This window comes from Castellaniella caeni NBRC 101664 (genome assembly GCF_001592225.1).
Taxonomy (GTDB): Bacteria; Pseudomonadota; Gammaproteobacteria; order Burkholderiales; family Burkholderiaceae_B; genus Castellaniella; species Castellaniella caeni.
Genome location: NZ_BCWN01000001.1, coordinates 101,118 through 127,462, shown reverse-complemented (window position 1 = coordinate 127,462; position 26,345 = coordinate 101,118). Strand labels below are relative to the sequence as shown.

The window sequence follows — 26,345 nt, the reverse complement described above, 5'->3', positions numbered from 1 at the left end:
CGGGCCGGGCGGCTTCAGTAGCCTTCGCCCGCCTGCACCTTGCCGCGAAAGACGCGGTACGAATAGACCGTGTAGGCCAGCACCGCCGGGATCATGATGACGACGCCCACCAGCACGAAGCCTTGCGAGGCCACGGGCGAGGCGGCCTGCCAGATGGTGAGCGTGGGCGGCACGATATTGGGCCAGATGCCCGCCACGAGCCCGATGAAGCCCAGGACGAAAAAACACAGGGACAGCGCGAAGGGCGCCACTTCGTGGTTGCGGATGACGGCCAGCCACAGCGCCGCCGCGTTGGCGATGGCCAGCACCGGCACGGGCGACAGGTACAGGAATCCGGGCCAGGTGAACCAGCGCGACATCAGGCTGGAATCCAGGAAGGGCAGCCAGGTGCTGACCAGCAGCATGAAGGCGATCACCGCCAGCATGAGCGGGCGCGTGAGGTCAAAGGCGATGCGCTGCACGCGGCCTTCGGTTTTCAGGATGAGCCAGGTCGCGCCCAGCAGCGCGTAGCCAAACACCACGGCAACCCCTGTCAGCACGGAAAACGGGCTGAACCAGGCAAAGGCCGGGTCGTGGATGTACTTGCCGCCCGTGAGCGGCATGCCTTCCACCAGGGCGCCAAGGATCAGCCCCTGCATGAAGGCGGCGCCGACCGAGCCCAGAGCGAAGGCCGCGCCCCACAGCGCGCGCGAGCGCGTGGCCTTGAAGCGGAACTCGAAGGCGACGCCGCGAAAGATGAGCGCGATCAGCATGAACAGCACGGGCAGGTACAACGACGAGAGCACGATGGCGTATGCCTTGGGGAAGGCCGCCATGAGCCCCGCGCCGCCCATGACCAGCCACGTCTCGTTGCCGTCCCAGATGGGGGCTGCGGTATTCATCATGTGATCGCGCTGGTGCTCGTCGTCGGCGAAGGGGGAAAGAATGCCGATGCCCAGCACGAAACCGTCGAGCAGGACGTACATCAGCACCGCGAAGCCGATGACGGCGTACCAGACGACGGGCAGTATCGTGACAAGCGTCATGAACGAGCTCCCGGTTCTTCATCCGCCAGCGACAGCGGGCGCGCCGCGGTCTGGTGCGCGAGGCGCTGCGGCGCCGCCACGGGCCCCACGCGCAGCATCTTCAGCAGATACCAGCCGACAAAGCCGAACAAGGCGGCGTACACCGCGACGTAGAGGATGAGCGAGGCCAGGACGCTGCCCGCGGGCACGGGGCTCACCGCGTCGGCGGTGCGCAGCAGGCCATAGACCACCCAGGGCTGGCGGCCCACCTCGGCCACGTACCAGCCCGTCAGCAACGCGATGAAGCCCGAGGGCATCATCCAGATCCATGCCCGCAGGTAGCCCCGCGCGGCCAGCAGGGTGCCGCGCCGCCACTTCCAGATGCCGTACCAGGCGATCAGCCACATCAGGACGCCCAGGCCGACCATGATCCGAAAAGCATAGAAGGGGATAGCCACGGGCGGGCGGTCGTCGGCCGGGAAGCTTTTCAGGCCTTCGACGGCGCCATGCCAGGAGTGCGTGAGGATGAGGCTGCCCAGGTGCGGTACGTCGAGCGCATAGTCGTTGCGTTGGGTCTTTTCGTCGGGCACCGCGAACAGCACCAGCGGCACGTCGCGGCTGGTGTTCCAGTGCGCTTCGATGGCGGCGAGCTTGGCCGGCTGGTTGTGGCGCACCTCCTGGCCGCTGAGGTCGCCGACGAATATCTGCAGCGGCGCCACGATCGCCACGAATGCCACGGCGCATTTCAGGCACAGGCGCGCCTTGTCCGCGAAGCGGTCGCGCAGCAGGTAGTAGGTCGAGATGCCACCGATCATGAAGGCGGTGCTGAGAAACGCGGCCAGCGCCATGTGCGGCAGGCGGTACAGGAAAGAGGGGTTGAAGACGATCGCCCACCAGCTGAGCGGGTAGAAGACACCGTCCTTCAGGGTGTAGCCCGCGGGCGTCTGCATCCAGCTGTTGGCCGACATGATCCAGAAGGTGGATGCCAGCGTGCCCAGCGCCACCATGCAGGTGCAGGCGAAATGGGTCTTGTGCCCCACGCGGCGCCAGCCAAACAGCATGATGCCCAGAAACGAGGCCTCGACGAAGAAGGCCGTGAGCACTTCGTAGTTGAGCAGCGGCCCGACGATGTTGCCCGCGTCGGCGGAAAAGCCCGCCCAGTTGGTGCCGAACTGGAAGCTCATCACGATGCCGCTGACCACGCCCACGCCGAAGGACACGGCAAAGATTTTCATCCAGAAGAAGACGAGATCGCGCAGCAGCTCGCTGCGCGTCTTGAGCCACCAGGCTTCGAGAAACACCAGCCAGCTGGCCAGTCCAATGGTGAAGGCGGGAAACAGAATATGAAAGGAAATGACCCAGCCAAACTGCAGGCGGGACAGCAACAGCGTCTCGTTCATGACTTGACTCTCCGCCCCCAGGATACCGCCGCCGTCGCGGCACAACTGTATCCGCCTGCTTCAGGCACGCCCCGATATGCCGCCTTGATATGGTAAGTGGCTGATTTTATTGATTATTAATGATGTGCTATCAGCAGCTGACCGGCTTGTGGTGCGAACGGAGAGCAAGCAACACCCGACATTCATGTGGGTTTCGGCGGGTTCTGGGGCTTTTTTGGGGCCAGACGTCGGGGATTCGGTGATTTTGCCTGCTTCTGCACCGCTTTGCTTATCGATAGGCGCGACCGTTGTGTGACGGCCTTCAAGCTCATCGCCCATAGTCAAGGCCGTGCGTTGCCGCACCGTGGTACGGTTGTTATCTGCTCGGCTTATTTTTTCCGTCGCGTCGCCAGTAATTCCGAACGCCCGATGACGGTTCGTTCGTTCTCGGGTTTGTCTGCATCAGAGAAGCCTGCATCGGCAATGGCATTGGTCAGGCCTTTGAACAGCACTTGGCTTTTGGGGCTGCGCAGCGATGCCATCCCGTCGTTCCAGGCATGCACCATATTTTTAGCCACGCTATGCCACTGTGGGTTGTTCTTGGCCGCTTCAATCACTTCTAGTCCGACTTCGACGGCGGACTCACAAAGCCGTTCGACCATCTCAGCATACTGTTTCGGTGGGATGCCGAGTCGTGCGTTGAAAAATCGTTCCAGTGTTTTCCCCGCGGCCCATGTCTGTCGTCCATCAACGGGCAGCCCGGGTGGGTTGGTCGCGTAGCGTGGGTAGGCCTGTGTGGTGACGACATCGTAGACCGGCGTGTATGCCACATCATTCAGGGTGGTGTAGTACAGCGCGATGTTCTTGGCATGGTAGTCGGCGTTGCGCACGACATAATTCGCGAGCAATTGCCAGCCGAAATGCGTCAGCTGTAATCGGGCATGGCTGCTTGCAATATAAGTCCGAGTGGCTGTCAGGACGCGCTCGGTGGTGGTCGCATATTTTTCGTGTGGCGGCAGCCCTAACAGGCTGCAGGCGTCCTCGACACCGTGAGTCACGGCCCCGTGCTCGTCTACATCAAAGCGTTTGACGATCAGCACGCGTCCATCTTCCGACATTTGAGCTGTGACCACTGGGGTCACATCCAGTCGTGCCAGGACGCGCAGGGTGTAGAACTCGTTGAACCCCAGAAACGGTGTGCTGTCGTCCGAGCCTTTGATGATGTGGCGGTGGGTGCGTAGGGTGGGCTTGCCCAGGGGCTCCAGCATTTCTCCAGCGATTGCTTCGGGTGCAATGAATTTCGGTACCATGCCCGAGATGGATGCCCGAGCGTACCGACGCACCAGCCTGGCGAAGTGTTCTGTCGTATTGTCAGCCTTCAGCAGTTGTTCGATATGCACGGATTCCAGATCGCTGCCTGGGGCGGTACCTTCGGGGCTTACCGTCACGCGTCCGATCCCGGTGCCTCCCACGACGGCCAGCAAGGACAGGTCGGTGCCGTCCAGCAGGGGACCAAATTCCTCGCGGATGATGCTCAGCAAATAGCCCTCTGGCAGGTTCTGGCGAAAGAACGGATGCAGATCACGAGGCCAGCGCCATGGTTCCTCCCGGACGGGCATGGCCAGACTGATGAAATCAGCAGGGTCGGTCTGCGGCAAATACGTCAGGACGTATTCGTCCCGGTCTTTATGCAGGCTGGCGACCATTTTGCCGCAGACGTGTACGTCGAGCTTCATGTGTCATCGCCTCGACGTTGCTCGGCAAGGATATCTTCAATGGTGCGAGTATGGCCGTGCTTGATCAGCTTCAGGTCATAGCCTGCTGATTCCAATAGCCTGATCAAGGCAGAGACGCTCATGTCGCCCATAGCGACCGTTTCCATGCGGGCAACCGTGGTGCGCGAAACCCCTGCGCGCTTGGCCAAAGCCTGTTGGCTAAGGCCTGCTTCTTTGCGGGCCTCGCGCAACATGTCCGCGACGTCAGCGAGCGTCGTCATGGTGCCTCCTGAGATGCAAAAATTTGGCTATCACTAATAATGTATCTTCAGAGACACAAAAATACAAGATATCCGTCTTATAGAGATCGCTTGCCCATTCAGGGTCGCATGTCGCCGCGCCATGGTGCAGTCGCTTTCTGCTGCATCAACCGCCGGGTTTTCGGCGAATCGCCCAGCATCAAATTGAAGTAATGGGATGGTCGCCCCTTCCCATTACTTCAACCCACTGTCCGTCGGCCCGCTGCGTCAGGTTCGTTAGCAGCGCGTGGACGTGCAGACGCGGGTCCGGTGCAGCGTCTTCTGTGGGCCGGGCCGTTTCGTGGCGAAACTTAGCGATGATGAGATTGCCCGTATGCTCCAGGGTTGTCTCGTAACCCACTGATTTTGCTGATTATGATAGTATGCTGTCAGCTGTTATAAGATCAGTGGTGCGAACGGAGAGACTTGAACTCTCACGCCTTTCGGCGCCAGAACCTAAATCTGGTGCGTCTACCAATTCCGCCACGTTCGCTAGGTCAGCCGAACATTATAGCGTGAAATCCCGATCCTCCCGGCAATCCTACGCCCTCATCCACTTTCCGCTAAAATAGCCCGTTTATTGTCCACTACATCAATAGGTTCCGAATGCAGCCCGTGGTTGAAAAACTGTCCGGCCTGGAGCGCCGTGTCGATCTGAGCGTTTCAGTGGCCGACATCGAAAAAGAAGTCCAGGCACAACTCAAGCGCGTCGCCCGTACGGCGAAGGTCCACGGATTCCGTCCGGGCAAGGCCCCGCTGTCGGTCATTGAGCGCAGCCATGGCCCTTCGGTGCGCTATGACGTCATCAATACCCAGATCGGCAAATCGCTCGACAAGGTCATCGCCGACGCCAACCTGCGCGTGGCGGGCACCCCCAACCTCGAACCCAAGGTCGAAGGCGCCGAAGACGGCGTGATGGCCTTCTCGGCCACCTTCGAGGTCTACCCCGAAGTCGAACTGCCCGACCTCGCCACGCTCAAGGTTACCCGCAGCAGCGCCCAGGTGGGTGATGCCGAGGTGCAAAAGACGCTCGACATCCTGCGCCGCCAGCGCACCATCTTCAAGCCCGCCGCCGACCGTGCCGCGCAAGACGGCGACCGTGTCGTGCTCGACTTCGCCGGCACCATCGACGGCGTGGCCTTCGAGGGCGGCACCGCGCAAGACTTCCCCTTCGTGCTTGGCCAGGGCCGCATGCTGCCCGAATTCGAAGCCGCCACCCAGGGCCTGAAGGCTGGTGAAAGCAAGACCTTCCCGCTCGAATTTCCCGCCGACTACGGTAGTGAAACCGTCGCTGGCAAGAAGGCCGAATTCACCATCACCGTCAAAGAAGTCGCCGAGCCCGAACTGCCCGAAATCGACGCCGATTTCGCCAAGTCGCTGGGCCAGGCCGAAGGCAACGTCGAAGCCCTGCTGGCCGACGTGCGCGGCAACGTCGAGCGCGAGGCCCAGGCCCGTGCCAAGAACCGCACCAAGCTCAGCGTGATGGACGCCCTGGCGGGCGCCTGCACCTTCGACCTGCCCAAGGCGCTGGTCGATAACGAAGTGGCCAGCCGCACCGCCGCCGCGCGCGAAGAACTCAAGCAGCGTGGCGTGCCCAATGCCGACACCCTGCCCATCCCCGAAGACACCTTCCGTCCGGAAGCCGAGCGCCGCGTACGCCTGGGCCTGCTGGTGGGCGAACTCATCAAGTCGGCCGACCTCAAGGCCAAGCCCGAACAAGTGCGCGCCCGCATCGAAGAATTCGCCAAGAGCTACGAACAACCTGCCCAGGTCGTGGCCTATTATCTGTCCGACCGCCAGCGGCGCGCCGAAATCGAATCGCTGGTGCTCGAAGACAACGTCGTCGATCACGTCCTGGCCGCTGCCCAGGTCACCGACGAAGCCGTCGATTTTGATACCTTGATGGGAACACGTTAATGTCCAGGTTCACCGATTTCTATGCATCGATGTATGGCGGGGATTCCGTCGTCCCCACGAATCTGGGCTACGTGCCCATCGTGATCGAGCAATCGGGCCGAGGCGAGCGCTCATATGACATCTACTCGCGCCTGCTGCGCGAGCGGGTCATCTTCTTCGTGGGGCAGGTCAACGATCAGTCGGCCAACCTTGTCGTGGCGCAGCTCTTGTTCCTGGAATCGGAGAACCCCGACAAAGACATCTCCCTGTACATCAACTCGCCGGGCGGCTCGGTGTACGCCGGGATGGCCATTTACGACACCATGCAGTTCGTCAAGCCACCGGTCTCCACTCTGTGCACCGGCCTGGCGGCCAGCATGGGGGCGTTCCTGCTGGCGGCGGGTGCCAAGGGCAAGCGCTATGCCTTGCCCAACTCGCGCATCATGATCCACCAGCCTTCGGGCGGTGCGCAGGGCCAGGCATCCGACATCCAGATCCAGGCCAAGGAAATCCTCAGCCTGCGCGAACGCCTCAACGGCATCCTGGCCGACCGCACGGGCCAGGACATCGAGCGCATCGGCATCGACACCGAGCGCGACAATTTCATGTCTGCCGACGAGGCTCAGGCCTACGGGCTGATTGACAAGGTATTGGTTTCGCGTACCGACGAAACCAAATAGCGACAGGTTTGCCATGACCGAAAAAAAGGGATCCAGCGAGGATAAGACCCTGCACTGCTCCTTCTGCAACAAAAGCCAGCACGAAGTCCACAAGCTCATTGCCGGCCCCTCCGTTTTCATCTGCGATGAATGCATCAGCCTGTGCAACGACATCATCCGCGACGAAAAACAAGAGGCCGCGCGCCTGGCCGTACGCAACGAACTGCCCACGCCGCAGGAAATCAAAAGCTTTCTCGACGGTTATGTGATCGGGCAGGAAACGCCCAAGCGCAACCTGGCCGTGGCGGTGTACAACCACTACAAACGCATCCGCTACTCGGATGCCAAGAGCGGCGACGTCGAGCTTTCCAAGAGCAACATCCTGCTGATCGGGCCCACGGGTTCGGGCAAGACGCTGCTTGCGCAGACGCTGGCGCGCATGCTGGACGTGCCTTTCGTCATGGCAGATGCCACCACGCTCACCGAAGCCGGTTACGTCGGTGAAGACGTCGAAAACATCATCCAGAAGCTGCTGCAAAACTGCAACTACGAAGTCGAAAAGGCCCAGCGCGCCATCGTCTATATCGACGAAATCGACAAGATCTCGCGCAAGTCCGACAACCCGTCCATCACGCGCGATGTTTCGGGCGAGGGCGTGCAGCAGGCGCTGCTCAAGCTCATCGAAGGCACGGTGGCCTCGGTGCCCCCGCAAGGCGGGCGCAAGCATCCCAACCAGGACTTCGTCCAGGTCGATACCACCAACATTCTCTTCATCGTGGGTGGCGCCTTCGACGGGCTCGAAAAAATCATCCGCGACCGCAGCGAGCGTTCGGGCATCGGTTTTTCAGCCACGGTGCGGGCGCGTTCCGAGCGCGGCGTGGGCGAACTCTTCGCCGAAGTCGAACCCGAAGACCTCATCAAATTTGGCCTCATTCCCGAACTCGTTGGGCGCCTGCCGGTCGTCGCCACGCTCGAAGAACTGAAAGAAGACACGCTGGTGCGCATCCTCACCGAGCCGCGTAACGCCGTGGTCAAGCAGTTCCAGAAGCTTTTCGAAATGGAAGAGGTCGAGCTCGACGTCACACCCGAAGCGTTGACGGCTATCGCGCAGCGCGCCATCAAGCGGCGTACCGGCGCGCGCGGCCTGCGCTCCATCATCGAGCAGGCGCTGCTGGGCACCATGTTCGAGCTGCCTTCGCGCCAGGAAATCAACCGCGTCGTGCTCGACGTCGATGCGGTCGAAGGCCGCAGCGCGCCCACCCTCATCGAGGGGCCGCGCAGCGCCCCGCATGCCGACGAGGAAAAAGCCCTGCGTTCGGCTGCCGCCTGATCCCCGGTTCGTCACCCGGCGTTCTGCCTTTATACTGAGAGTCGCCAGCCAGGCCTTGAAAGGCCTGGCATCGGCTCCATATGAAGAAGCAGGCAAGATGCGAAAAGGAAGCCTGCGCTTCCTTTTTTATTGGATATTAAATTTTAGGAAGCAACCATGTCTGCTAGTCAGATTCTGACCCAGGAACCTGCGGATTTGCCGCTGCTGCCGCTGCGTGACGTCGTGGTCTTTCCCCACATGGTCATTCCCCTGTTCGTGGGGCGGCCACGCTCGATCAAGGCCCTAGAGCTTGCCATGGAGGCGGGCAACAGCATCATGCTGGTGGCCCAGAAGTCAGCCGGCAAAGATGAACCCACACCCGACGACCTCTACGAGATCGGCTGTGCGGCCAGTATTCTGCAGATGCTCAAGCTGCCCGACGGCACGGTCAAGGTGCTGGTCGAAGGCCTGCAGCGGGCGCGCATTCACGCCGTGTCCGATGCCGAAACCCACTTCATGGCCCGCGTCACGGGCATCGAAGAAGATACCGCGGGGCAAGCCGAGGCCGAGGCCTTGCGCCGTGCCGTGCTCGCCCAGTTCGAGCAGTACGTCAAGCTCAACAAGAAAATCCCGCAAGAGATTCTCACTTCACTGTCGGGCATCGAAGACGCCGGACGCTTGGCCGATACCATCGCCGCCCATCTGCCGCTGAAAATCGAGCAGAAGCAGTCGCTGCTCGACATGGCCGGCCCGGCGCAGCGGCTCGAATCCCTGCTGTCGCAGCTCGAATCCGAAATCGACATCCTGCAGGTCGAAAAGCGCATTCGCGGCCGCGTCAAGAAGCAGATGGAGAAGAGCCAGCGCGACTACTATCTCAACGAGCAGGTCAAGGCCATCCAGAAAGAACTGGGCGAAGGCGAAGAAGGCGCCGATCTCGAAGAACTTGAACGCAAGATTGCCGGTGCGCACCTGTCCAAAGAAGCGCGCAAAAAGGCCGATGGTGAGCTCAAAAAACTCAAGCTCATGTCGCCCATGTCGGCCGAGGCCACCGTGGTGCGCAACTACATCGACACCCTGGTGGGTCTGCCCTGGCACAAAAAGAGCCGCGTCAACAATGCGCTCAAAAACGCCGAAGAAGTGCTCGACGCCGACCACTACGGCCTCGAGAAGGTCAAAGAGCGCATCATCGAATACCTGGCTGTGCAGCAGCGCGTCGAAAAGCTCAAGGCACCCATTCTGTGCCTGGTCGGGCCTCCGGGCGTGGGCAAGACCTCGCTGGGTCAGTCGGTGGCGCGCGCCACGAATCGCAAGTTCGTGCGCATGGCGCTGGGCGGGGTGCGCGACGAGGCTGAAATTCGCGGCCACCGGCGCACCTACATCGGCTCCATGCCGGGCAAGATTCTGCAGAACATGGCCAAGGTGGGCGTGCGCAATCCGCTGTTCCTGCTCGACGAGATCGACAAGCTGGGGGCTGACTTCCGCGGCGATCCCTCATCCGCGCTGCTCGAAGTGCTCGACCCGGAACAGAACCACACCTTCCAGGATCACTACATCGAAGTCGATTTCGACCTCTCGGATGTGATGTTCGTGGCCACCAGCAACACGCTCAATATTCCGCCCGCGCTGCTTGACCGCATGGAGGTCATTCGCCTGTCAGGCTACACGGAAGACGAAAAGGTGCACATCGCCTTCGACCACCTGCTGCCCAAGCTCATGAAGAACAACGGGGTGCAGGAAGGCGAACTCGTCGTCACCGAGTCCGCCATTCGCGACATCGTGCGCTACTACACGCGCGAAGCCGGGGTGCGGGCGCTCGAGCGCGAAATCTCAAAGATCTGCCGCAAGGCCGTCAAACGCCTGCTCTCGGCCAATCCCATGGGCAAGAACCACAAGATTGCCAAGGTGGCCGAATCCATCCAGGTCGATTCCGACAATCTGGGCGATTACCTGGGGGTGCGTCGTTTCAGCTTTGGCGTGGCCGAAAAAGAAGATCGCGTGGGGCAGGTCACGGGTCTGGCCTGGACGGAAGTGGGCGGCGAGCTGCTCACCATCGAGGTCGCCGACATGCCGGGCAAGGGTGTGGTTACCCGCACGGGGTCCTTGGGCGACGTGATGAAAGAATCCGTCGAAGCCGCGCGCACCGTCGTGCGGGCGCGCGCCCACAAATGGGGCATTGCCGATCAAGTGTTTGAAAAACACGATCTGCACGTGCACTTCCCCGAAGGCGCCACGCCCAAGGACGGCCCTTCGGCGGGCATCGCGATCACCACCGCCATGGTCTCCGCGCTCACGGGTATTCCCGTGCGGGCGGACGTCGCCATGACGGGCGAGATCACGCTGCGCGGTGAAGTGCTTGAAATCGGCGGTCTCAAAGAGAAGCTGTTGGCGGCGCACCGGGGTGGCATCAAGACGGTGATGATTCCCGAGGAAAACGTCAAAGACCTGGTCGATATCCCCGACAACGTCAAGAATCACCTCGAAATCATTCCCGTGCGCTGGATCGACCGGGTACTCGAAGTCGCCTTGCAGCGCATGCCCACCCCGTTGTCGGACGAAGAAGTGGCGCGTCTGGCCGCCGAGGCCGTGGCGGCTGGCAAGCCGACGGCTTCGGGCAGCACCGACATCATCAAGCACTGATACGCCGCTGCTGAACGAAAAATGCCCGCCTGATGGATCGGCGGGCATTTTTCTGGGCGGGCGGCAAGCGGTGGGCCGGGTGTTTGCTGCTGCCTGCGGGCGCGTCCGCGAGCGGTAGCGGCCTCGCCCGGGGGGGGGGGGCTGAGCCGTCTGCCCGGTGGGCCTTAGTGCAGCGAGGCCGTGCGGATGAGGCCGACGGCGATGCCCTCGATGGCGAAGTCGTCGCCCGCGCCGATGACGATGGGTTCGAAATCGGGGTTTTCGGGCAGCAGCCGGATGCGGCGGCCCCGGTGTTCGAGCCGCTTGACCGTGACTTCGTCGCCCAGGCGGGCCACCACGATCTGCCCGTGCCGCGCCTGCGGGGTACTGCGCACGGCCAGCAAGTCGCCGTCGAGGATGCCGATGTCGCGCATGCTGGTGCCGCGCACGCGCAGGAAGTAGTCGGGGCTGGATTCGAAGAGGTGGGGGGCGAGCGGGATTTCGCGTTCGATGTGTTCGGCGGCCAGGATGGGGTGCCCCGCGGCCACACGGCCAATGAGCGGCACCAGCCGCTGATCGGAGGAGGCTGTCCAGATGGGGGCGCCAGGCGGCGCCTGCAGGTGGCGCGGCGGGGCGGCCACTAATAGCGGCGCGGCGCTGACCACGCCGTGGCTGCCTGTCGATGCCGCTGCGCCGTTGCCCGCCTGGCTGTGGGCCGGTGTGCCTGCGGCCCCGACGGACGGGCGGAGCATCGCCTGAGACGCGGCGGGTGCCTGCGCCAGTGCCGTGAGCTGGATGCCGCGCGAGGTGCCGGCGGCCAGCTGGATATAGCCCTTGCGCGCCAGCGCCCGCAGGTGGTCTTCTGCCGCGTTGGCCGAACGAAAGCCCAGCGTGCGCGCGATCTCGGCGCGGGTGGGCGGGCGCCCCGTGTGCGTGATGTCGTGGATGATGAGTTCCAGGATCTGCGCTTGCCGGGCAGTGAGCTTTAAGGCCATAACATGCTACTGGATGGAAAACCAGTTGCCATTGTGGCCGAATGCGTCCGTGGGTGCAAGTTCCCGTCTGCTTCGGCGCCTGACCGGCTGCCTGGCGCAGCCCGAAAAAAGGCCCGAGTGCTGCTCGGGCCTTTCGGGATCGCCGCGGCTGGGTTGCGGCAGGCCTTGATGGCCTTGGCCACTTGCCAGGCGTCAGCCCTTGAGCACCTGGGCCACGGCCTTGGCCACGTATTCGACGTTGCCGCTGTTGAGGGCGGCCACGCAGATGCGGCCGCTGCCCACGGCGTAGATACCGAATTCTTCGCGCAGGCGTTCGACCTGGGCCTTGCTGAGGCCGGAATACGAGAACATGCCGCGCTGGGCCTTGACGAAGCTGAAGTCTTGTGCCACGCCCTGCGCGTGGATGCTTTCGACCAGCGCATGGCGCATGGCGCGGATGCGGTCGCGCATTTCGGCCAGTTCGTCGGCCCACAGCGTGAAGAGTTCGGGCGTGTTGAGCACCGCCGAGACGATGGCGCCGCCGTGGGTGGGCGGGTTGGAGTAGTTGGTACGGATGACGCGCTTGAGCTGGCTGAGCACCCGGGCGCTTTCTTCGTCGCCGCCCGTGACCAGGGTGAGGGCGCCCACGCGTTCGCCGTACAGCGAGAACGACTTGGAGAACGACGAGCTGATGAACATCGTCAGGCCGAGTGCGGCAAACTGGCGCACCACGGCGGCGTCTTCTTCCAGGCCCGAACCGAAGCCCTGGTAGGCGATGTCAAGGAAGGGCACCAGTTGCCCGGCTTTCAGGGTTTCGGCGATGGTTTGCCACTGTTCGGTGCTGGGATCAACCCCGGTGGGATTGTGGCAGCAGGCGTGCAGCACGACGATGGAGCCGACGGGCAGGGCGCGCAGCGAGGCCAGCATGCCGTCAAAATTGAGGCCATGGGTAGCGGCGTCGTAATAGTCGTACTGGACGACCGGAAAACCGGCCGCCGAGAAGAGTGCTTCGTGGTTGGCCCAGCTGGGGTTGCTGATGGCGACCTTGGCGTTGGGCAGAATGCGCTTGAGGAAATCGGCCCCCACCTTGAGTGCGCCCGTGCCGCCCAGCGTTTGCACCGTGACCGAGCGGTGGTCGGCCACCAGCGGCGAATTGGCACCCAGCAGCAAGGCACGGGCGCCGGCGTTGTAGCCCGGGATGCCGTCGATGGGCAGGTAGCCGCGCGGCGCCGCCTGTTCGAAGAGCTGGGCTTCGGCCTTGCGCACGGCCTTCAGCAGGGGGATGTGCCCGGCGTCGTCAGTGTAGACGCCCACCCCCAGGTTGACCTTGGTGGAACGGGTGTCGGCCTTGAATTGTTCGTTCAGACCCAGAATGGGGTCGCGCGGGGCGAGTTCGACGGAAGCGAAGATAGAGGACATGGAGTACCGTTGAGACGAAAAGGGATTGAGCTTGGTCGCGTAGGCCAACGATGGGATAATAAGGGGTTTACCCGAATAGTGTCTAGACGAGCATGGCGACCGATGCAAAATTTGTCCGCTTTGCGGACAGCCCGTTTCAGCTTTTTCAGCCGTACCCGCCCGCGGGCGATCAGCCCGCTGCCATCGCCGCGCTGGAAGAAGGGGTGCGCGACGGTCTCATGAACCAGACCTTGCTGGGTGTGACGGGCTCGGGCAAGACCTACACCATGGCCAACGTCATTGCGCGCACGGGGCGGCCCGCCATCGTGCTGGCGCCCAACAAGACGCTGGCCGCGCAGCTATACGCGGAAATGCGTGAATTTTTCCCGCGCAACGCCGTCGAATACTTTGTCTCTTATTACGATTACTACCAGCCCGAGGCCTACGTGCCCTCGCGCGACCTGTTCATCGAAAAAGATTCGTCCATCAACGAGCACATCGAGCAGATGCGTCTGTCGGCCACGAAAAGCCTGCTCGAACGCCCGGACACCATCATCGTCGGCACGGTCTCGTGCATCTACGGTATCGGCAACCCGGCGGACTACCATGCCATGGTGCTCACGTTGCGCACCAACGACCGCATCGGCCGCCAGGAAATCCTCGCGCGGCTGGTGTCGATGCAGTACGAACGCAACGACATGGATTTCTCTCGCGGCACGTTTCGGGCGCGCGGCGAGATCATCGACGTCTTTCCGGCCGAGCACGCCGAGCAGGCCTTGCGCATCACGCTGTTCGACGACGAGATCGAATCGCTCGACCTCTTCGATCCGCTGACGGGCAAGCTCACGCAAAGCCTGGTGCGCTTCACGATCTTTCCCAGCTCGCACTACGTCACGCCGCGCGAAACCGTGCTGCGCGCTATTGAAACCATCAAAGAAGAGCTGCGCGAGCGCCTGGCCGAGCTCACCCAGGCGGGCAAGCTGGTCGAGGCCCAGCGGCTCGAGCAGCGCACCCGCTTCGACCTTGAAATGCTGCAAGAGCTGGGCTTTTGCAAGGGCATCGAAAATTATTCCCGCCATTTGTCGGGCGCGGCGCCCGGCGACCCGCCGCCCACGCTGATCGACTACCTGCCCGCCAATGCCCTGATGTTCATCGACGAGAGCCACGTCACCATCGGCCAGCTGGGCGGCATGTACCGCGGCGACCGCTCGCGCAAGGAAACCCTGGTGCAGTTTGGCTTTCGCCTGCCCTCGGCGCTCGACAACCGCCCCCTGCGCCTGGAAGAGTTCGAGGCGCGCATGCCGCAGTGCGTCTTCGTGTCGGCCACGCCCGGGCCCTACGAAGCGGCGCATGCCGACGCGGTGATCGAGCAGGTGGTGCGCCCCACGGGGCTCGTCGATCCCGAAGTCGAACTGCGCCCGGCGGCCACCCAGGTGGACGACCTGCTGGGCGAGGCCAAGCTGCGCATCGCCTGTCACGAACGCGTGCTGGTCACTACGCTCACCAAGCGCATGGCCGAAGACCTCACTGAATACCTGCAGGAAAACGGCCTGAAAGTGCGCTACCTGCACTCCGACATCGACACGGTCGAGCGGGTCGAGATCATCCGCGACCTGCGGCTGGGGACATTCGACGTGCTGGTGGGCATCAACCTGCTGCGCGAGGGGCTGGACATCCCCGAGGTGTCCCTGGTGGCCATTCTCGATGCCGACAAAGAAGGCTTTCTGCGTTCCGAGCGCAGCCTCATCCAGACTATCGGTCGCGCCGCGCGCAACCTCAATGGGCGGGCCATCCTGTATGCCGACCGCGTCACCGATTCCATGCACCGGGCCATGGACGAGACGGCGCGCCGCCGTGAGCGCCAGCAGGCCTTCAACGTCGAGCACGGCATCACGGCGCGCGGCGTCAGCAAGGCGGTGCGCGACCTGATCGACGGCGTGTCGTCGGCGGCTGCCGCCGCGGTGGAGCAGGCCAGCTTTGACGCCTCGGTGCTGACAGACGAAAAGGCCTTGGCGCGCGAAATCAAACGGCTGGAGCAGCGCATGAACGAGCACGCCCGCAACCTCGAGTTCGAACAGGCGGCCGCCGTGCGCGACACCCTGCGGGCCTTGCAGGAGCGGGCCTTGCTGGGCTGAGGCCACCGTGCGCTTGTGGCGCCCGTGGCCCAGGCCGCGGCAAGGCGGTGCAAGAGGCTGCGGCAAGGGCCGTGATGCGCGCGGCGCGCATTTTTAAGCAGAGAATGAGGGTTTTTGCAAGCCCCCGGCCAGACACGTTTTTTTGAGTATTTTGCTTAAAAAAGCTTGCCTATTTCCGGGTTTTCCCGCACACTTTCACCTATCATGCATAAGGTACTTTTTGTCTGCACGGGCAATATCTGCCGTTCCCCCTCTGCCCAGGGTGTGTTCCAGCATCTCATCGACGAGGCTGGGCTCGCTGACGCTGTTTCGGTCGATTCAGTCGCTACCCATCACTTCCATGTGGGCGAAGCCCCTGATGCGCGCGCCCAAGCGGCGGCGCGCAAACGTGGCTACGATATCTCCACACACGTGGCGCGTCAAATCACGGCCGACGACTTCCGCGAAGCCGACCTCATCCTCGCCATGGATTGGGAAAACCTGTCGGCCTTGCAGCAACGCTGCCCCAAGGTCTACCAGCACAAGCTGATGCTGCTGATGCGTTTTTCCAACGAATACGAAGAAGCCACGGTGCCCGATCCCTACTACGGCGGGCCCGAAGGCTTCAACAAGGTGCTCGACTACATCGAAGATTCCTGTCAGGGTGTGCTCGAACTCGTTCGCAAGCGCGCATTACAGTACCAGGCAGCCTGATTTCAACCTCCTTTCCAAAAAGCCTCAACCACCGCCGTTGAGGCTTTTTGCGTTTTACGTCTGCGGGACACAGAATTGACATCGATCAATCATTGTCTGGCAAATACCCCTAAAACTGACTGGTTTACTCAGGTATCGGGCTATACTTGACTCAAATGGTCGGGTATCCATCCGCCCGTGACCTTTCATCTAGATTCAAGGGGTTCATCATGCGTTTGACGACCAAAGGGCGTTTTGCCGTCACGGCAATGATCGATCTGGCGTTGCGCCACCACAGCGGGCCAGTCACGCTGGCCGCCATCAGCGCGCGCCAGAACATTTCCCTGTCCTACCTCGAACAGCTGTTCGGCAAGCTGCGTCGCCACGAACTCGTCGATAGCGTGCGCGGGCCGGGCGGTGGCTACACGCTGGCGCGTCACGCGCGCGACATCTCGGTTGCTGATATCATCTTCGCGGTAGACGAGCCGCTGGACGCCACCAGCTGCGGCGGCAAAGAGAACTGCGACATCGGGCGCAACGGGCGCTCGGGCAAGTGCATGACGCACGATCTCTGGGCCACCTTGAGTCGTAAAATGCTCGAATACCTCGATTCAGTGTCGCTGCAAGATCTCGTCGATCAGCAGCGCCTGCGCGAATGGCAAGAGTCCGGCCACATGCGTAATGGCCGACCCACTATTCCGATCACGCCCGTCAACGATGCCCCGCATCCGCGCGAGCCTGTCTCGGTCTGATTCCGGAGTCCGAATGCTGCACGATTTGCCCCCCGATCATCCCATCTACCTTGATTATTCGGCCACGACGCCGGTGGATGAGCGGGTGGTCGAGGCCATGGTGCCCTGGCTGCGTCAGCGGTTTGGCAACCCCGCCTCGCGCAGCCACGCCTGGGGCTGGGATGCCGAAGAAGCCGTCGAACAGGCGCGTGCCCAGGTGGCCGGGCTCATCCATGCCGACCCGCGTGAAATCATCTTCACGTCCGGTGCCACCGAGTCCGACAACCTGGCCCTGAAGGGCGTGGCCGAATTCCACGCGGCGCGCGGACGGCACATCGTCACCGTGCGCACCGAACACAAGGCGGTGCTCGATGCCTGTCAGGCGCTCGAGCAGCGGGGCTTTCAGGTCACCTACCTGGACGTCGATGCCGACGGGCTGCTCAGCGCGCAGGCACTGGTCGACGCCTTGCGTCCCGACACCATCCTGGTGTCGGTGATGCTGGTCAACAATGAAATCGGCGTCGTGCAGGACATTGCCGCGCTGGCCGCCGTGTGCCGCGAGCGCGGCATTCTCTTTCATACCGATGCCGCCCAGGCCACGGGCAAGGTGGCCATCGATGTCCAGGCGCTGGACGTCGATCTGATGTCCCTGTCGGCGCACAAGACCTATGGCCCCAAGGGCATCGGGGCGCTGTACGTGCGGCGCAAGCCGCGCGTGCGCCTCGAAGCGCAGGTTCACGGCGGGGGCCACGAGCGCGGCATGCGTTCGGGCACCTTGCCCACCCACCAGATCGTGGGCATGGGGCAGGCCTATGCGTTGGCGGCGCAAGAAATGGCCGACGAAGTCCCCCGCATCCGCGCTTTGCGCGACCGCCTGTGGGCCGGGCTGCGCGATCTGCCCGACATCTATCTCAACGGCCACCCCGAACAGCGGGTGGCGCATACACTCAATTTCAGCGTGGCCCACATCGAAGGCGAGGCCTTGCTCATGTCCATCCCCGAGCTTGCGGTGTCCACCGGCTCGGCTTGTACGTCGGCCAGCCTCGAACCCTCCTACGTGCTGCGCGCCCTGGGGCGCAGCGATCCGCTGGCGCACAGCTCGCTGCGGCTCACGCTGGGGCGCTACACCACGCAAGACGAGGTCGATCGCGCCGTCGTTCTGCTGCGCACGCAGATTCAGCGCCTGCGCGAACTGTCGCCCCTCTGGGAAATGCGACAACAGGGCACGCTGTCGGCCTGGGCGGAGGCGCACTGATGGCCGGGCCAAACTATGGGCCGCAGGTGCTCGACCACTACCTGCATCCGCGCCACGTGGGGTCGTTCGACCCTCACGATGCGCGCGTGGGCACGGCGCTGGTGGGTTCGCCCGCCGTGGGGCAGGTGCTCAAGCTGCAAATCCGCCTGCGGGGCGACGTGATCGAATCCGCCTGCTTCCGGGCGTTCGGCTGTGGTGCGGCGATTGCCGCCGGGTCGCTGGCCACCGAGTGGCTGGCGGGGCGCAGCCTGCCCGACGCGCTGCGCATCCACAGCCAGGATTTCGTCCAGGCGCTGCAGCTGCCGCCCGCCAAGCTGCACTGCGCGCTGCTGGCCGAAGACGCCATCCGCGCGGCTGTGGCAGACTACGCGCACAAACATTCCTGAACCTTCACCCGTTCGAGGTCATCATGGCGATCACTCTCACTCAATCGGCGGCGGATCACATCCAGCGCCATCTCGACAAACGCGGCAAGGGCGTCGGTCTGCGCCTGGGGGTCAAGCCCTCGGGCTGCTCGGGCATGTCGTATCACCTGGAATACGTCGACGAGCCCGTCGCCGAAGATCAGGTATTCGAACAGTTTGGCGCGCGGGTGTACGTGGCGCCCGACAGCCTGCAATACCTGCAGGGCACCGAGCTCGATTACGCCCGCGAGGGGCTGAACGAGGGCTTCCGCTTCCGCAATCCCAACGAAAAGGCCGCCTGCGGCTGCGGCGAATCGTTCACCGTCTGAGCCAAGCGGGCCTGTCGGGCCGACGCGCTGTCGGCCCGCCTTCCTGGGCGCGTGTCGCGCTCAGTCTTCGCGGCGCAGGTGCGGAAACAGAATCACGTCGCGGATGTTCGGGCTGTCGGTCAGCATCATCACCAGGCGGTCAATGCCGATGCCGCAGCCGCCCGTCGGGGGCATGCCGTATTCCAGCGCACGCACGTAGTCGGCGTCGTAGTACATGGCTTCTTCATCGCCCGCGTCTTTGGCGGCCACCTGGGCCTGGAAGCGCGCGGCCTGGTCTTCGGGGTCATTCAGCTCGGAAAAACCATTGGCGATTTCGCGCCCGCAGGCAAACAGCTCGAAGCGCTCGGTGATGCCCGCCTGGGTGTCCGACGCACGCGCCAGGGGTGAGACTTCGACCGGGTAGTCGATGATGAAGGTGGGGTGCCACAGCTTGGTTTCGGCTGTTTCTTCAAACAGGGCCAGCTGCAAGGCGCCCAGCCCGGCGTGGGCGAGCGCGGGGCCATCGATGTCGGCGCCCAGGCGGCGCAGTTCACCGCGCAGATAATCGATGTCTTCCAGCTGGGCCGCCGTGTAGTGCGGCGCGTGCTTGAGGATGGCCTCGGTGATGGTCAGGCGGTCGAAGGCGCGGCCCAGTTCGAGCGGCTGGCCCTGATAGCTGAGTTCGGTGGTGCCGCACACGCGCAGGGCCGTCTCGCGGATGAGCGCTTCGGTGTAGTCCATCAGCCAGCGGTAGTCGGTGTACGCGGCATAGAACTCCATCATGGTGAATTCGGGGTTGTGGCGCGGGCTGACGCCTTCGTTGCGGAAGTTGCGGTTGATCTCGAACACGCGTTCGAAACCGCCCACGATCAGTCGCTTGAGGTACAGTTCGGGGGCGATGCGCAGGTACATGTCCATGTCGAGCGCGTTGTGGTGCGTGATGAAGGGCTTGGCCGCCGCGCCGCCCGGGATCGGGTGCAGCATGGGCGTTTCCACTTCGAGAAAATCGGCCTTGGACATGATCTGGCGGATGGCCGTGACGATGCCGCTGCGCGCCAGGAACGTGCGGCGCGTCTCTTCGGTCATGATGAGATCGACGTAGCGCTGGCGGTAGCGCAGTTCTTGGTCGGCCACCCCGTGGAATTTGTCGGGCAAGGGGCGCAGCGACTTGGACAGCAGGCGCAGCGACTCGACCCGCAGGGACAGCTCGCCCTTGTGCGTCTTGAAGACAACCCCTTCGGCGCCGACGATGTCGCCGATATCCCACGATTTGAAGGCGGCGTAGGTGTCGTCGCCCAGCACGCTGCGATCCAGATAGAGCTGCAGGCGGCCCGAAGTGTCTTGCAGTGTGGCGAAGCTGGCCTTGCCCATGACGCGCTTGAGCATCATGCGGCCCGCCACCCGGGCCCGCCGCGCTTGCGTTTCGAGTGTTTCGGCGTCGAGCGCGTCGCAGTCTTCGTGCAAGGTGGCGGCGTGGCTGTCCGGGCGGAAGTCGTTGGGGTAGGCCGGGCCCGCCTCGCGCAGGGCCGCCAGTTTGGCGCGGCGCTCTGCGATCAGGCGGTTTTCGTCCGGGGCTTGGGGGTCGGTCTGCGAGGTCATGGTGGGATATCGGTCAGTTCGTGAAAGAGGGTGGACGCCGGGGCCTGCAGGCGCAAGCCCCGTGTCTGGAAGCGGGCGAGGCGGGGGGCTTACACCCCTTGCTTCAGGCTTGCCGTGATGAAGGGGTCGAGGTCGCCGTCCAGCACCTTTTGCGTGTTGGAGATTTCGACGCCCGTGCGCAGATCTTTGATGCGGCTTTGATCCAGCACGTAGGAGCGGATCTGGTGCCCCCAGCCCACGTCGCTCTTGGAGTCTTCGAGCTTCTGCTGTTCAGCCATACGATTGCGCATTTCGAGCTCGTACAGGCGCGATTTGAGCATCTGCATGGCTTCGGCGCGGTTGCGGTGCTGCGAGCGGTCGTTCTGGCACTGCACGACGATGCCGGTGGGGTTGTGCGTGATGCGCACGGCGGAATCGGTCTTGTTGATGTGCTGGCCGCCGGCGCCGCTGGCCCGGTAGGTGTCGATGCGCAGATCCGCCGGGTTGATGTCGATCTCGAAGGAGTCGTCGATTTCCGGGTAGACGAAGACGCTGGCAAACGAGGTGTGGCGCCCGTTGGAGGAATCGAAGGGGCTTTTGCGCACCAGGCGGTGCACGCCGGTTTCGGTGCGCAGCAGGCCGTAGGCGTATTCACCCTCGAATTTGATGGTGGCCGACTTGATGCCGGCGACTTCGCCTTCGGATTCTTCGAGGACTTCGGTCTTGAAATCTTTGCGCTCGCCGTAGTGCAGGTACTGGCGCAGCAGCATCGAGGCCCAGTCTTGTGCCTCGGTGCCGCCCGCGCCCGCCTGGATGTCGACGAAGCAGTTGAGCGGATCGGCCGGATTGTTGAACATGCGGCGGAATTCAAGTGCTTCGAGACGTTCGCCCAAGGCGGCGCAGTCGTGTTCGATGGCCACGAGCGTGGCGTCGTCGTCATCTTCGCTGGCGAGTTCGAAGAGGTCGCGCGCGTCCAGCAAGCCGCGTTCGAGTTCACTGAGGGTGTGGACGACGATTTCCAGGGACTTTTTCTCGCGCCCTAGTTCTTGTGCGTGCTGTGGATTGTTCCAGACGTCGGGGCTTTCGAGTTCGGCATTGACGACGAGCAGGCGTTCGGCCTTGGCATCGTAGTCAAAGATACCTCCGTAGGGTCGCCTGACGGTCGAGGTAGTCCTCGATGTGACTGCTGATCTGGTTCTGGCGTTCGGCTTCCATAGTGTTTCCGTGTGATGTGTGCGGCAGGTGGCAGGCCTGCCTTTGGAGGCAAGCTGTATGACGCCGCAGCGATAAACCTGATATTTTAACGCGTCAACAGAATTGGCAGTTGGGAGAACACATGGTGCCAGATCATTCGCAGCCGGAAGGCTTGCCCGCGCCTATCAGCCGGGAATCCTTGCCAGCGGCCCCGCCTTTGGCAATGACTTCTTTGCGCGCGCGCTTGGCTGGCGGACTGGAAAACCTGTCGCCGGCCTATTTCGGCCTGGTCATGGCAACCGGCATTGTCTCGCTGGGGGCCGACATGATGGGCTACAGCTTGCTGTCCCGGCTGCTGCTGGTGCTCAACGTCGTGCAGTATGGCGTCTTGTGCGTGTTGTACGCGGCGCGCGCGGTGCGCTTTCCGCGCCGTTTTTTTGGTGACATGGTCAGTCATTCGGCCGGGCCGGGCTACTTTACCGCCGTGGCCGCCACCGGCATTCTGTCCAGCCAGTTCATGGTGCAGGTGCACCAGCTTCATGTCGGCGTTTTCTTGTGGGGCGGGGCGGTCGTTCTATGGCTGATGCTCACCTATACGATCTTTGCCGCCTTTACCGTCAAATCGCACAAGCCGCCACTCGACAAGGGGATCAGCGGGGGCTGGCTGCTGGCCGTGGTGGCCACCCAGTCCCTGGCGGTGTCCAGTGCCCTGCTGGCCCCACGCATCGGCCAGCCCTTGCGGCTTGAACTGAACTTCTTTGCCCTGTCGATGTGGCTGTGGGGGGGCATGCTGTACATCTGGATGATGTCGCTCATCTTCTACCGCTATGCATTTTTCCACTTCTCGCCCGCCGACTTGCTGCCGCCATACTGGATCAACATGGGCGCGATGGCGATTTCCACCTTGGCCGGATCCTTGCTGATTCTCAATGCTCCGCAGGCGCCGTATCTGGTTTCCCTGCTGCCTTTTCTCAAGGGGTTCACGGTGTTCTACTGGGCCACGGGAACGTGGTGGATTCCAATGCTGCTGTTGCTGGGTGTCTGGCGCCACATCTTTCAGCGCTATCCGTTTCGTTACGATCCGTTGTACTGGGGCATGGTGTTTCCCCTGGGGATGTATGCGGCGTGCACCTGGCAGATGGATCGTGCGATGGACTTCAGCTTCCTGGCCGGTATTCCCAGGGTCTTTCTGTATGCCGCCCTGCTAGCCTGGTTGGTGACGTTCATCGGGCTGGTGCGCGCTTCGGTGCGCGGATTGCGGGGGACGGCGTCCGTCTGAACGCGCGGGGTTGCGGCTTGACCGCCGCTCATGGCTGCCGACTGTCTGTGTCCGCGCCCGTTGCGCCGTTGCCTGTATCGTCGCGCCCCCCGATCCAGGGGGGCAGGGCCGCGCACGCTTCGCGCAGCCGGGCCATGGCGTCGTCGTCCAGCAGGCGCTCGGCCATGGGCAGCAGTTCTTCGTCGGCGCGTTGCAGGTAATCGACATAGTCTTCGGCCCAGGCGACGATGGTGTCGCGCATGGGGGCCGCGGCCATCAGCTGCGCGCGGATGGTGCCGTGCCAGCGGTGCTGCAGACGGGCACCCTGGGCGCTCAGGCCCTGGGTCATCCCCTTGAGACAGACGGCGTCCGATCCGGCCATGGATTCGATGAAGGCTGGAAACAGGACGTCGTCCAGCAGGTGGTGCTGGGCAGGGGCCGGGCCGTCGAACCAGGCGATCAGTTCGTCGCGCCGCCGCATCGGCGGGGCGGGATCGGCCGGAGCTTGCGCGGCCCAGGCGGCCAGTGTGCGCAGCAGTGCGCGGGTGCGCGCGTGCGCTTGAAGCAGGGTTTCGATGGGGGCGGGGGCGGCGGAATCGGGCATGGTCTGTCGGGGCATCGCTGGGCGCCGGAAGCGCCGGAGCCTCCATAGTAGCCAGTCGCGCGCCGCCATGCGGTCGCCGCGCCCGAAGGCGCGGATGTGGGTTGGGTATTTATTTCTACTGGTTATAAAGAAATCATAAAATTATCGTTGTTAAGCATTAAGTGCGCTCGGTACAGTGTCAGTCATACCGTATGAGCCGTGTCGGGCCGGTGACGCGCCCGGCACTCCAACGCCTCCCAGAGGCAGGCAAGCACTATGAATCTTTCCTTTCAGCAGGTCGAAAAGCAGTTTGGCGATCTCAAAGTGGTCGATCATTTCGACAAGAACATCGCGCCGGGCGAGCTGGTCGCCCTGGTGGGGCCTTCGGGCTGCGGCAAATCCACCCTGCTGCACATGGCGGCGGGGCTCGAAAAGCCCAGCGCGGGCCAGGTGTTGGCTGATGGCCAGCTCATTCGGCGCCCCGACCCAAGCCGCATGCTGATGTTTCAGGAAAATGCCCTGTACCCCTGGCTGACCCTGGCGCAAAACGTCTCCATGGCGCTCGAACTGCAGAAGGTCGGCCGCGGCAAGGCGCGCGAGCAGGCACTGGTCTGGCTCGACAAGGTGCGCCTGAAAGGGTTTGAAGACTATTTCCCGCATCAGGTGTCCGGCGGCATGCGCCAGCGCTGCGCGCTGGCGCGCGCCTTCATCACGCATCCCGAGGTCTTGCTGCTGGACGAGCCCTTCGGCGCCCTGGACGCGCTCACCCGCATGACCCTGCAAGATGCGCTGCGCACCCTGATCCGCGAAACCCGGCCCACCGTGCTGCTGGTGACGCACGATGTGGACGAGGCGCTGTTCCTGGCCGATCGCATCCTGGTGTTCAGCGCCCGGCCTTCGCGCCTGCTGAAAGAATTTCAGCTCAGTGACGAAGACAAGACCCACGATCTGTCCCATTACGCCGACGTGCGCCGCGAAATCCTGCACCTGCTGGGTATCGTGGACGAACCCCACCAACCTTCTCTTTCCATCCCCGAGGAACTCGCAGCATGAAACTCGCCCGTCTTCTGATTCCCGTTCTGGCCGCACTGACGCTGTCATCCCAGGCCATGGCGGCCGAGCCCTTCAAGGTCGGGTACATTCGCGTCATGGACGACGCCCAGGCCATCACGGCCTACGAAGGCAAGTTCTACGCCGATCAGGGGCTGGATGTGCAACTGGTCGAGTTCAAGTCGGGCACCGATCTCATCAAGGCCATCGTGGGCGGCCAGCTCGACACCGGGGTGCTGGGCTTTACCAACGCGGCCTCCTGGTCTTCGCGTGGGGCCGATCTGAAGGTGGTGGCGGGCGCCCAGCGTGGCTACCATGCCCTGGTGGTGCGCGATGATGCGGGCATCAATACCGTGGCCGATCTCAAAGGGCATACGCTGGCTTCGCAAAAAGAAGGCAGCACGGCCGATACTGTCTTGCGCGGCGTGGTGCTCAAAGACGCCAAGCTCACACCCCAGGACGTGCAGATCATGGGGGTCAGCCCCCAGGTGGCGGTGCAGTCGCTGGTGGGCAAGCGGGTGGATGCCGCCTTCCTGTTTGAACCGCAGGCCAGCATCGCGCAGCTGATCGCGCCGGTCAAGCAAATCTACGAAATCGGTGAAGTCTGGCCGTTTCCGTGCATGGTCACGATCACCTCTGGAGAAACCTTGAAGACCAAGAAAGACCTGGTCTGGAAATCGCTCGATGCCCAGCGCAAGGCCATCGACCTGCTGCAGCACAAACCTGACGAAGCCGCCAAGCTCATTGCCAGCTACTTCATCGCCGAGCCGACGCTCAAGACGCTGAAAGACGGTGACGTGCCGCGCGAACAGGTGATCAGCAAGGCCATCAAGACGCAGACCTTCAGCGCGGCGCTGACGCCCGCCGACCTGGGCCGCATGCAGGAAGTGGCTGACATCATGCAGGCCCAGGGCGCTCTCAAAACCCGGGATGGCAAGGCCTACGACGTAAAATCGATCGTCGATCTCGACTGGCAGCAGGCGCGCAAGCTGTGAGCCTGGCGTCCGGGCGGGGCGCGCGTCCAAGGCGCGACCCAGCCCCGCCGGGCACGCAGGCTGGCGATCCGGATGCCATAATGGCGCCCCCTGTTGATCTTCTTTCTGTGGCCGGGCTTGTCCCCGGCCTTCGTGCTGCTCATGAGTAAAACAAGACGTGTTTCACCCACGGCGCGCAAGCTGGCCATGCTGGTGGCCATTGCCGCAATTCTGCTGGTCTGGCAGCTGGCCGCCTGGACGCTGCCCGATTTTCTGATGCCGGGTGTGCCGAGTGTGCTGGCGCGCGTCTGGCACGACCTGCAGACGGGCGAGTTTCGCGCCATTCTGGCGGGCAGCATGGGGCGCCTGGGCGTGGGCTACGGCTTTGCCTTGCTGTTCGGCATCGGGTTCGGCCTGGCCGGGGGGCTGCTGCTGTTCTTTCGCGAAGTGCTGAAATCCGCCATCATCATCCTGCAGTCGATTCCGTCCATTGCCTGGGTGCCGCTGTTTCTGATTCTGATGGGCTTTGGCAACGTGCCCATCATCGTCGTCATCGCGCTGGCGGCCTTCTTTCCGGCGGCCCTGTCGGTCATGAACGCCACCGAGAGCGTGTTGCAGACTCACGTGTCGGCGGCGCGCGTGATGGGGGCGCGGCCCTGGGACATGCTGCGCCGGGTGTATCTGCCCGCCGTCATGCCCGAACTCATCACCGGGGCCCAGCTGGCTTTCGGCAATGCCTGGCGTGCTCTGATTTCAGCCGAGATGCTGATCGGCTTTGGTCAGGGCCTGGGCCGCTCGCTGGCCTATGCGGGCGAGACGGCCGACATGGTCGGGGTCATGGCCAATATCCTGACGATTGCCATCCTGGCGACGCTGATCGACCAGGTCATACTCGAAAACATCAAGCGCCGTGTGCTGCGCTACCAATATGTCTGATGCAACAAGCCGTGCCCA

Annotated in this window: 24 protein-coding genes and 1 tRNA gene; 14 read left to right on the top strand and 11 right to left on the bottom strand. The window is 63.2% G+C overall.

The window, feature by feature from the left end; all coding sequences use genetic code 11:
* Window positions 1-14: 14 nt before the first annotated feature.
* The 6 genes from cydB to CCA01S_RS00530 form a co-directional block, all read right to left on the bottom strand.
* A complete protein-coding gene (gene cydB, locus CCA01S_RS00550; RefSeq protein ID WP_066452709.1) occupies window positions 15-1,025 on the bottom strand; it encodes a cytochrome d ubiquinol oxidase subunit II in 1,011 nt (336 codons plus the stop codon).
* On the bottom strand, window positions 1,022-2,404 hold the full coding sequence (locus tag CCA01S_RS00545; protein WP_066452707.1) for a cytochrome ubiquinol oxidase subunit I: 1,383 nt from the start codon (window positions 2,402-2,404) through the stop codon (window positions 1,022-1,024). The genes cydB and CCA01S_RS00545 overlap by 4 nt, the downstream gene beginning before the upstream one ends.
* Before the next feature lie 368 nt (window positions 2,405-2,772).
* The gene (locus CCA01S_RS00540; RefSeq protein ID WP_066452702.1) at window positions 2,773-4,119 is read right to left on the bottom strand and encodes a type II toxin-antitoxin system HipA family toxin; all 1,347 of its coding nucleotides are present in this window, start codon (window positions 4,117-4,119) and stop codon (window positions 2,773-2,775) included.
* Window positions 4,116-4,379, bottom strand: coding sequence for a helix-turn-helix transcriptional regulator (locus tag CCA01S_RS00535; protein WP_066452700.1), 264 nt, complete (start codon window positions 4,377-4,379; stop codon window positions 4,116-4,118). Before CCA01S_RS00535 ends, CCA01S_RS00540 begins: the two co-directional genes overlap by 4 nt.
* Window positions 4,380-4,557: 178 nt before the next feature.
* Window positions 4,558-4,758 (bottom strand): relaxase domain-containing protein, encoded by a 201-nt coding sequence (locus CCA01S_RS15110; protein ID WP_084386263.1) that lies wholly within the window; start codon window positions 4,756-4,758, stop codon window positions 4,558-4,560.
* Between the two features lie 47 nt (window positions 4,759-4,805).
* Window positions 4,806-4,890: transfer RNA gene (locus CCA01S_RS00530), tRNA-Leu, on the bottom strand.
* A 113-nt stretch (window positions 4,891-5,003) separates the two neighbouring features.
* On the opposite strand from CCA01S_RS00530, the gene tig reads away from it, so the two are divergent.
* From tig to lon, 4 genes are all read left to right on the top strand, one after another.
* Entirely contained in the window at window positions 5,004-6,314 is a 1,311-nt protein-coding gene (tig, locus tag CCA01S_RS00525; RefSeq protein ID WP_066452698.1) for a trigger factor, read from the top strand.
* Window positions 6,314-6,973: an ATP-dependent Clp endopeptidase proteolytic subunit ClpP gene (clpP, locus tag CCA01S_RS00520; RefSeq protein WP_066452696.1), complete on the top strand. Its 660-nt coding sequence runs from the start codon at window positions 6,314-6,316 to the stop codon at window positions 6,971-6,973. The genes tig and clpP overlap by 1 nt, the downstream gene beginning before the upstream one ends.
* A 13-nt stretch (window positions 6,974-6,986) precedes the next feature.
* A complete protein-coding gene (clpX, locus tag CCA01S_RS00515) occupies window positions 6,987-8,282 on the top strand; it encodes an ATP-dependent Clp protease ATP-binding subunit ClpX (RefSeq protein WP_066452694.1) in 1,296 nt (431 codons plus the stop codon).
* A 156-nt stretch (window positions 8,283-8,438) separates the two neighbouring features.
* Window positions 8,439-10,898 (top strand): endopeptidase La, encoded by a 2,460-nt coding sequence (gene lon / locus CCA01S_RS00510; protein WP_066452692.1) that lies wholly within the window; start codon window positions 8,439-8,441, stop codon window positions 10,896-10,898.
* Between the two features lie 164 nt (window positions 10,899-11,062).
* Here the strand turns inward: lon and lexA are convergent, their stop codons facing one another.
* Window positions 11,063-11,872 (bottom strand): transcriptional repressor LexA, encoded by an 810-nt coding sequence (gene lexA / locus CCA01S_RS00505; RefSeq protein ID WP_066452691.1) that lies wholly within the window; start codon window positions 11,870-11,872, stop codon window positions 11,063-11,065.
* Between the two features lie 192 nt (window positions 11,873-12,064).
* On the bottom strand, window positions 12,065-13,270 hold the full coding sequence (locus CCA01S_RS00500) for an amino acid aminotransferase (RefSeq protein WP_066452689.1): 1,206 nt from the start codon (window positions 13,268-13,270) through the stop codon (window positions 12,065-12,067).
* Window positions 13,271-13,362: 92 nt separating this feature from the next.
* On the opposite strand from CCA01S_RS00500, the gene uvrB reads away from it, so the two are divergent.
* From uvrB to iscA, 6 genes are all read left to right on the top strand, one after another.
* The gene (gene uvrB / locus CCA01S_RS00495) at window positions 13,363-15,384 is read left to right on the top strand and encodes an excinuclease ABC subunit UvrB (protein ID WP_066452687.1); all 2,022 of its coding nucleotides are present in this window, start codon (window positions 13,363-13,365) and stop codon (window positions 15,382-15,384) included.
* 201 nt (window positions 15,385-15,585) lie between these two features.
* Complete coding sequence (locus CCA01S_RS00490) at window positions 15,586-16,077, top strand: low molecular weight protein-tyrosine-phosphatase (RefSeq protein WP_066452925.1); 492 nt, start codon at window positions 15,586-15,588, stop codon at window positions 16,075-16,077.
* Between the two features lie 209 nt (window positions 16,078-16,286).
* Window positions 16,287-16,808: a Fe-S cluster assembly transcriptional regulator IscR gene (iscR, locus tag CCA01S_RS00485; protein ID WP_084386261.1), complete on the top strand. Its 522-nt coding sequence runs from the start codon at window positions 16,287-16,289 to the stop codon at window positions 16,806-16,808.
* Between the two features lie 13 nt (window positions 16,809-16,821).
* Window positions 16,822-18,042, top strand: a complete 1,221-nt coding sequence (locus CCA01S_RS00480) for an IscS subfamily cysteine desulfurase (RefSeq protein ID WP_066452685.1) — start codon at window positions 16,822-16,824, stop codon at window positions 18,040-18,042.
* Entirely contained in the window at window positions 18,042-18,428 is a 387-nt protein-coding gene (locus tag CCA01S_RS00475; RefSeq protein WP_066452683.1) for an iron-sulfur cluster assembly scaffold protein, read from the top strand. Before CCA01S_RS00480 ends, CCA01S_RS00475 begins: the two co-directional genes overlap by 1 nt.
* A gap of 23 nt (window positions 18,429-18,451) precedes the next feature.
* Window positions 18,452-18,775, top strand: a complete 324-nt coding sequence (iscA, locus tag CCA01S_RS00470; protein WP_066452679.1) for an iron-sulfur cluster assembly protein IscA — start codon at window positions 18,452-18,454, stop codon at window positions 18,773-18,775.
* A gap of 60 nt (window positions 18,776-18,835) precedes the next feature.
* Here iscA and lysS read toward each other — a convergent pair whose 3' ends face one another.
* The gene (gene lysS / locus CCA01S_RS00465; protein WP_066452677.1) at window positions 18,836-20,353 is read right to left on the bottom strand and encodes a lysine--tRNA ligase; all 1,518 of its coding nucleotides are present in this window, start codon (window positions 20,351-20,353) and stop codon (window positions 18,836-18,838) included.
* Between the two features lie 89 nt (window positions 20,354-20,442).
* Window positions 20,443-21,547, bottom strand: a protein-coding gene (gene prfB / locus CCA01S_RS00460; RefSeq protein ID WP_198149869.1) for a peptide chain release factor 2 whose coding sequence is annotated in 2 segments (ribosomal slippage) — window positions 20,443-21,465 and window positions 21,467-21,547 — 1,104 coding nt in all. Because the reading frame shifts where the segments join, the coding sequence is not laid out codon by codon here.
* Between the two features lie 202 nt (window positions 21,548-21,749).
* On the opposite strand from prfB, the gene CCA01S_RS00455 reads away from it, so the two are divergent.
* Entirely contained in the window at window positions 21,750-22,805 is a 1,056-nt protein-coding gene (locus CCA01S_RS00455) for a tellurite resistance/C4-dicarboxylate transporter family protein (RefSeq protein ID WP_066452673.1), read from the top strand.
* A 28-nt stretch (window positions 22,806-22,833) separates the two neighbouring features.
* Here CCA01S_RS00455 and CCA01S_RS00450 read toward each other — a convergent pair whose 3' ends face one another.
* Window positions 22,834-23,388 carry a hemerythrin domain-containing protein gene (locus tag CCA01S_RS00450; protein WP_180984178.1) on the bottom strand — a complete coding sequence of 185 codons (555 nt, stop codon included), beginning with the start codon at window positions 23,386-23,388 and terminating at the stop codon, window positions 22,834-22,836.
* Between the two features lie 255 nt (window positions 23,389-23,643).
* Here CCA01S_RS00450 and CCA01S_RS00445 point away from each other — a divergent pair, with 255 nt between their 5' ends.
* The 3 genes from CCA01S_RS00445 (at window position 23,644) to CCA01S_RS00435 (ending at window position 26,327) form a co-directional block, all read left to right on the top strand.
* Entirely contained in the window at window positions 23,644-24,420 is a 777-nt protein-coding gene (locus CCA01S_RS00445) for an ABC transporter ATP-binding protein (RefSeq protein WP_066452670.1), read from the top strand.
* On the top strand, window positions 24,417-25,412 hold the full coding sequence (locus tag CCA01S_RS00440) for an ABC transporter substrate-binding protein (RefSeq protein WP_066452667.1): 996 nt from the start codon (window positions 24,417-24,419) through the stop codon (window positions 25,410-25,412). Before CCA01S_RS00445 ends, CCA01S_RS00440 begins: the two co-directional genes overlap by 4 nt.
* A gap of 141 nt (window positions 25,413-25,553) precedes the next feature.
* Window positions 25,554-26,327 (top strand): ABC transporter permease, encoded by a 774-nt coding sequence (locus CCA01S_RS00435; protein ID WP_066452923.1) that lies wholly within the window; start codon window positions 25,554-25,556, stop codon window positions 26,325-26,327.
* The last annotated feature ends 18 nt before the right edge of the window (window positions 26,328-26,345 follow it).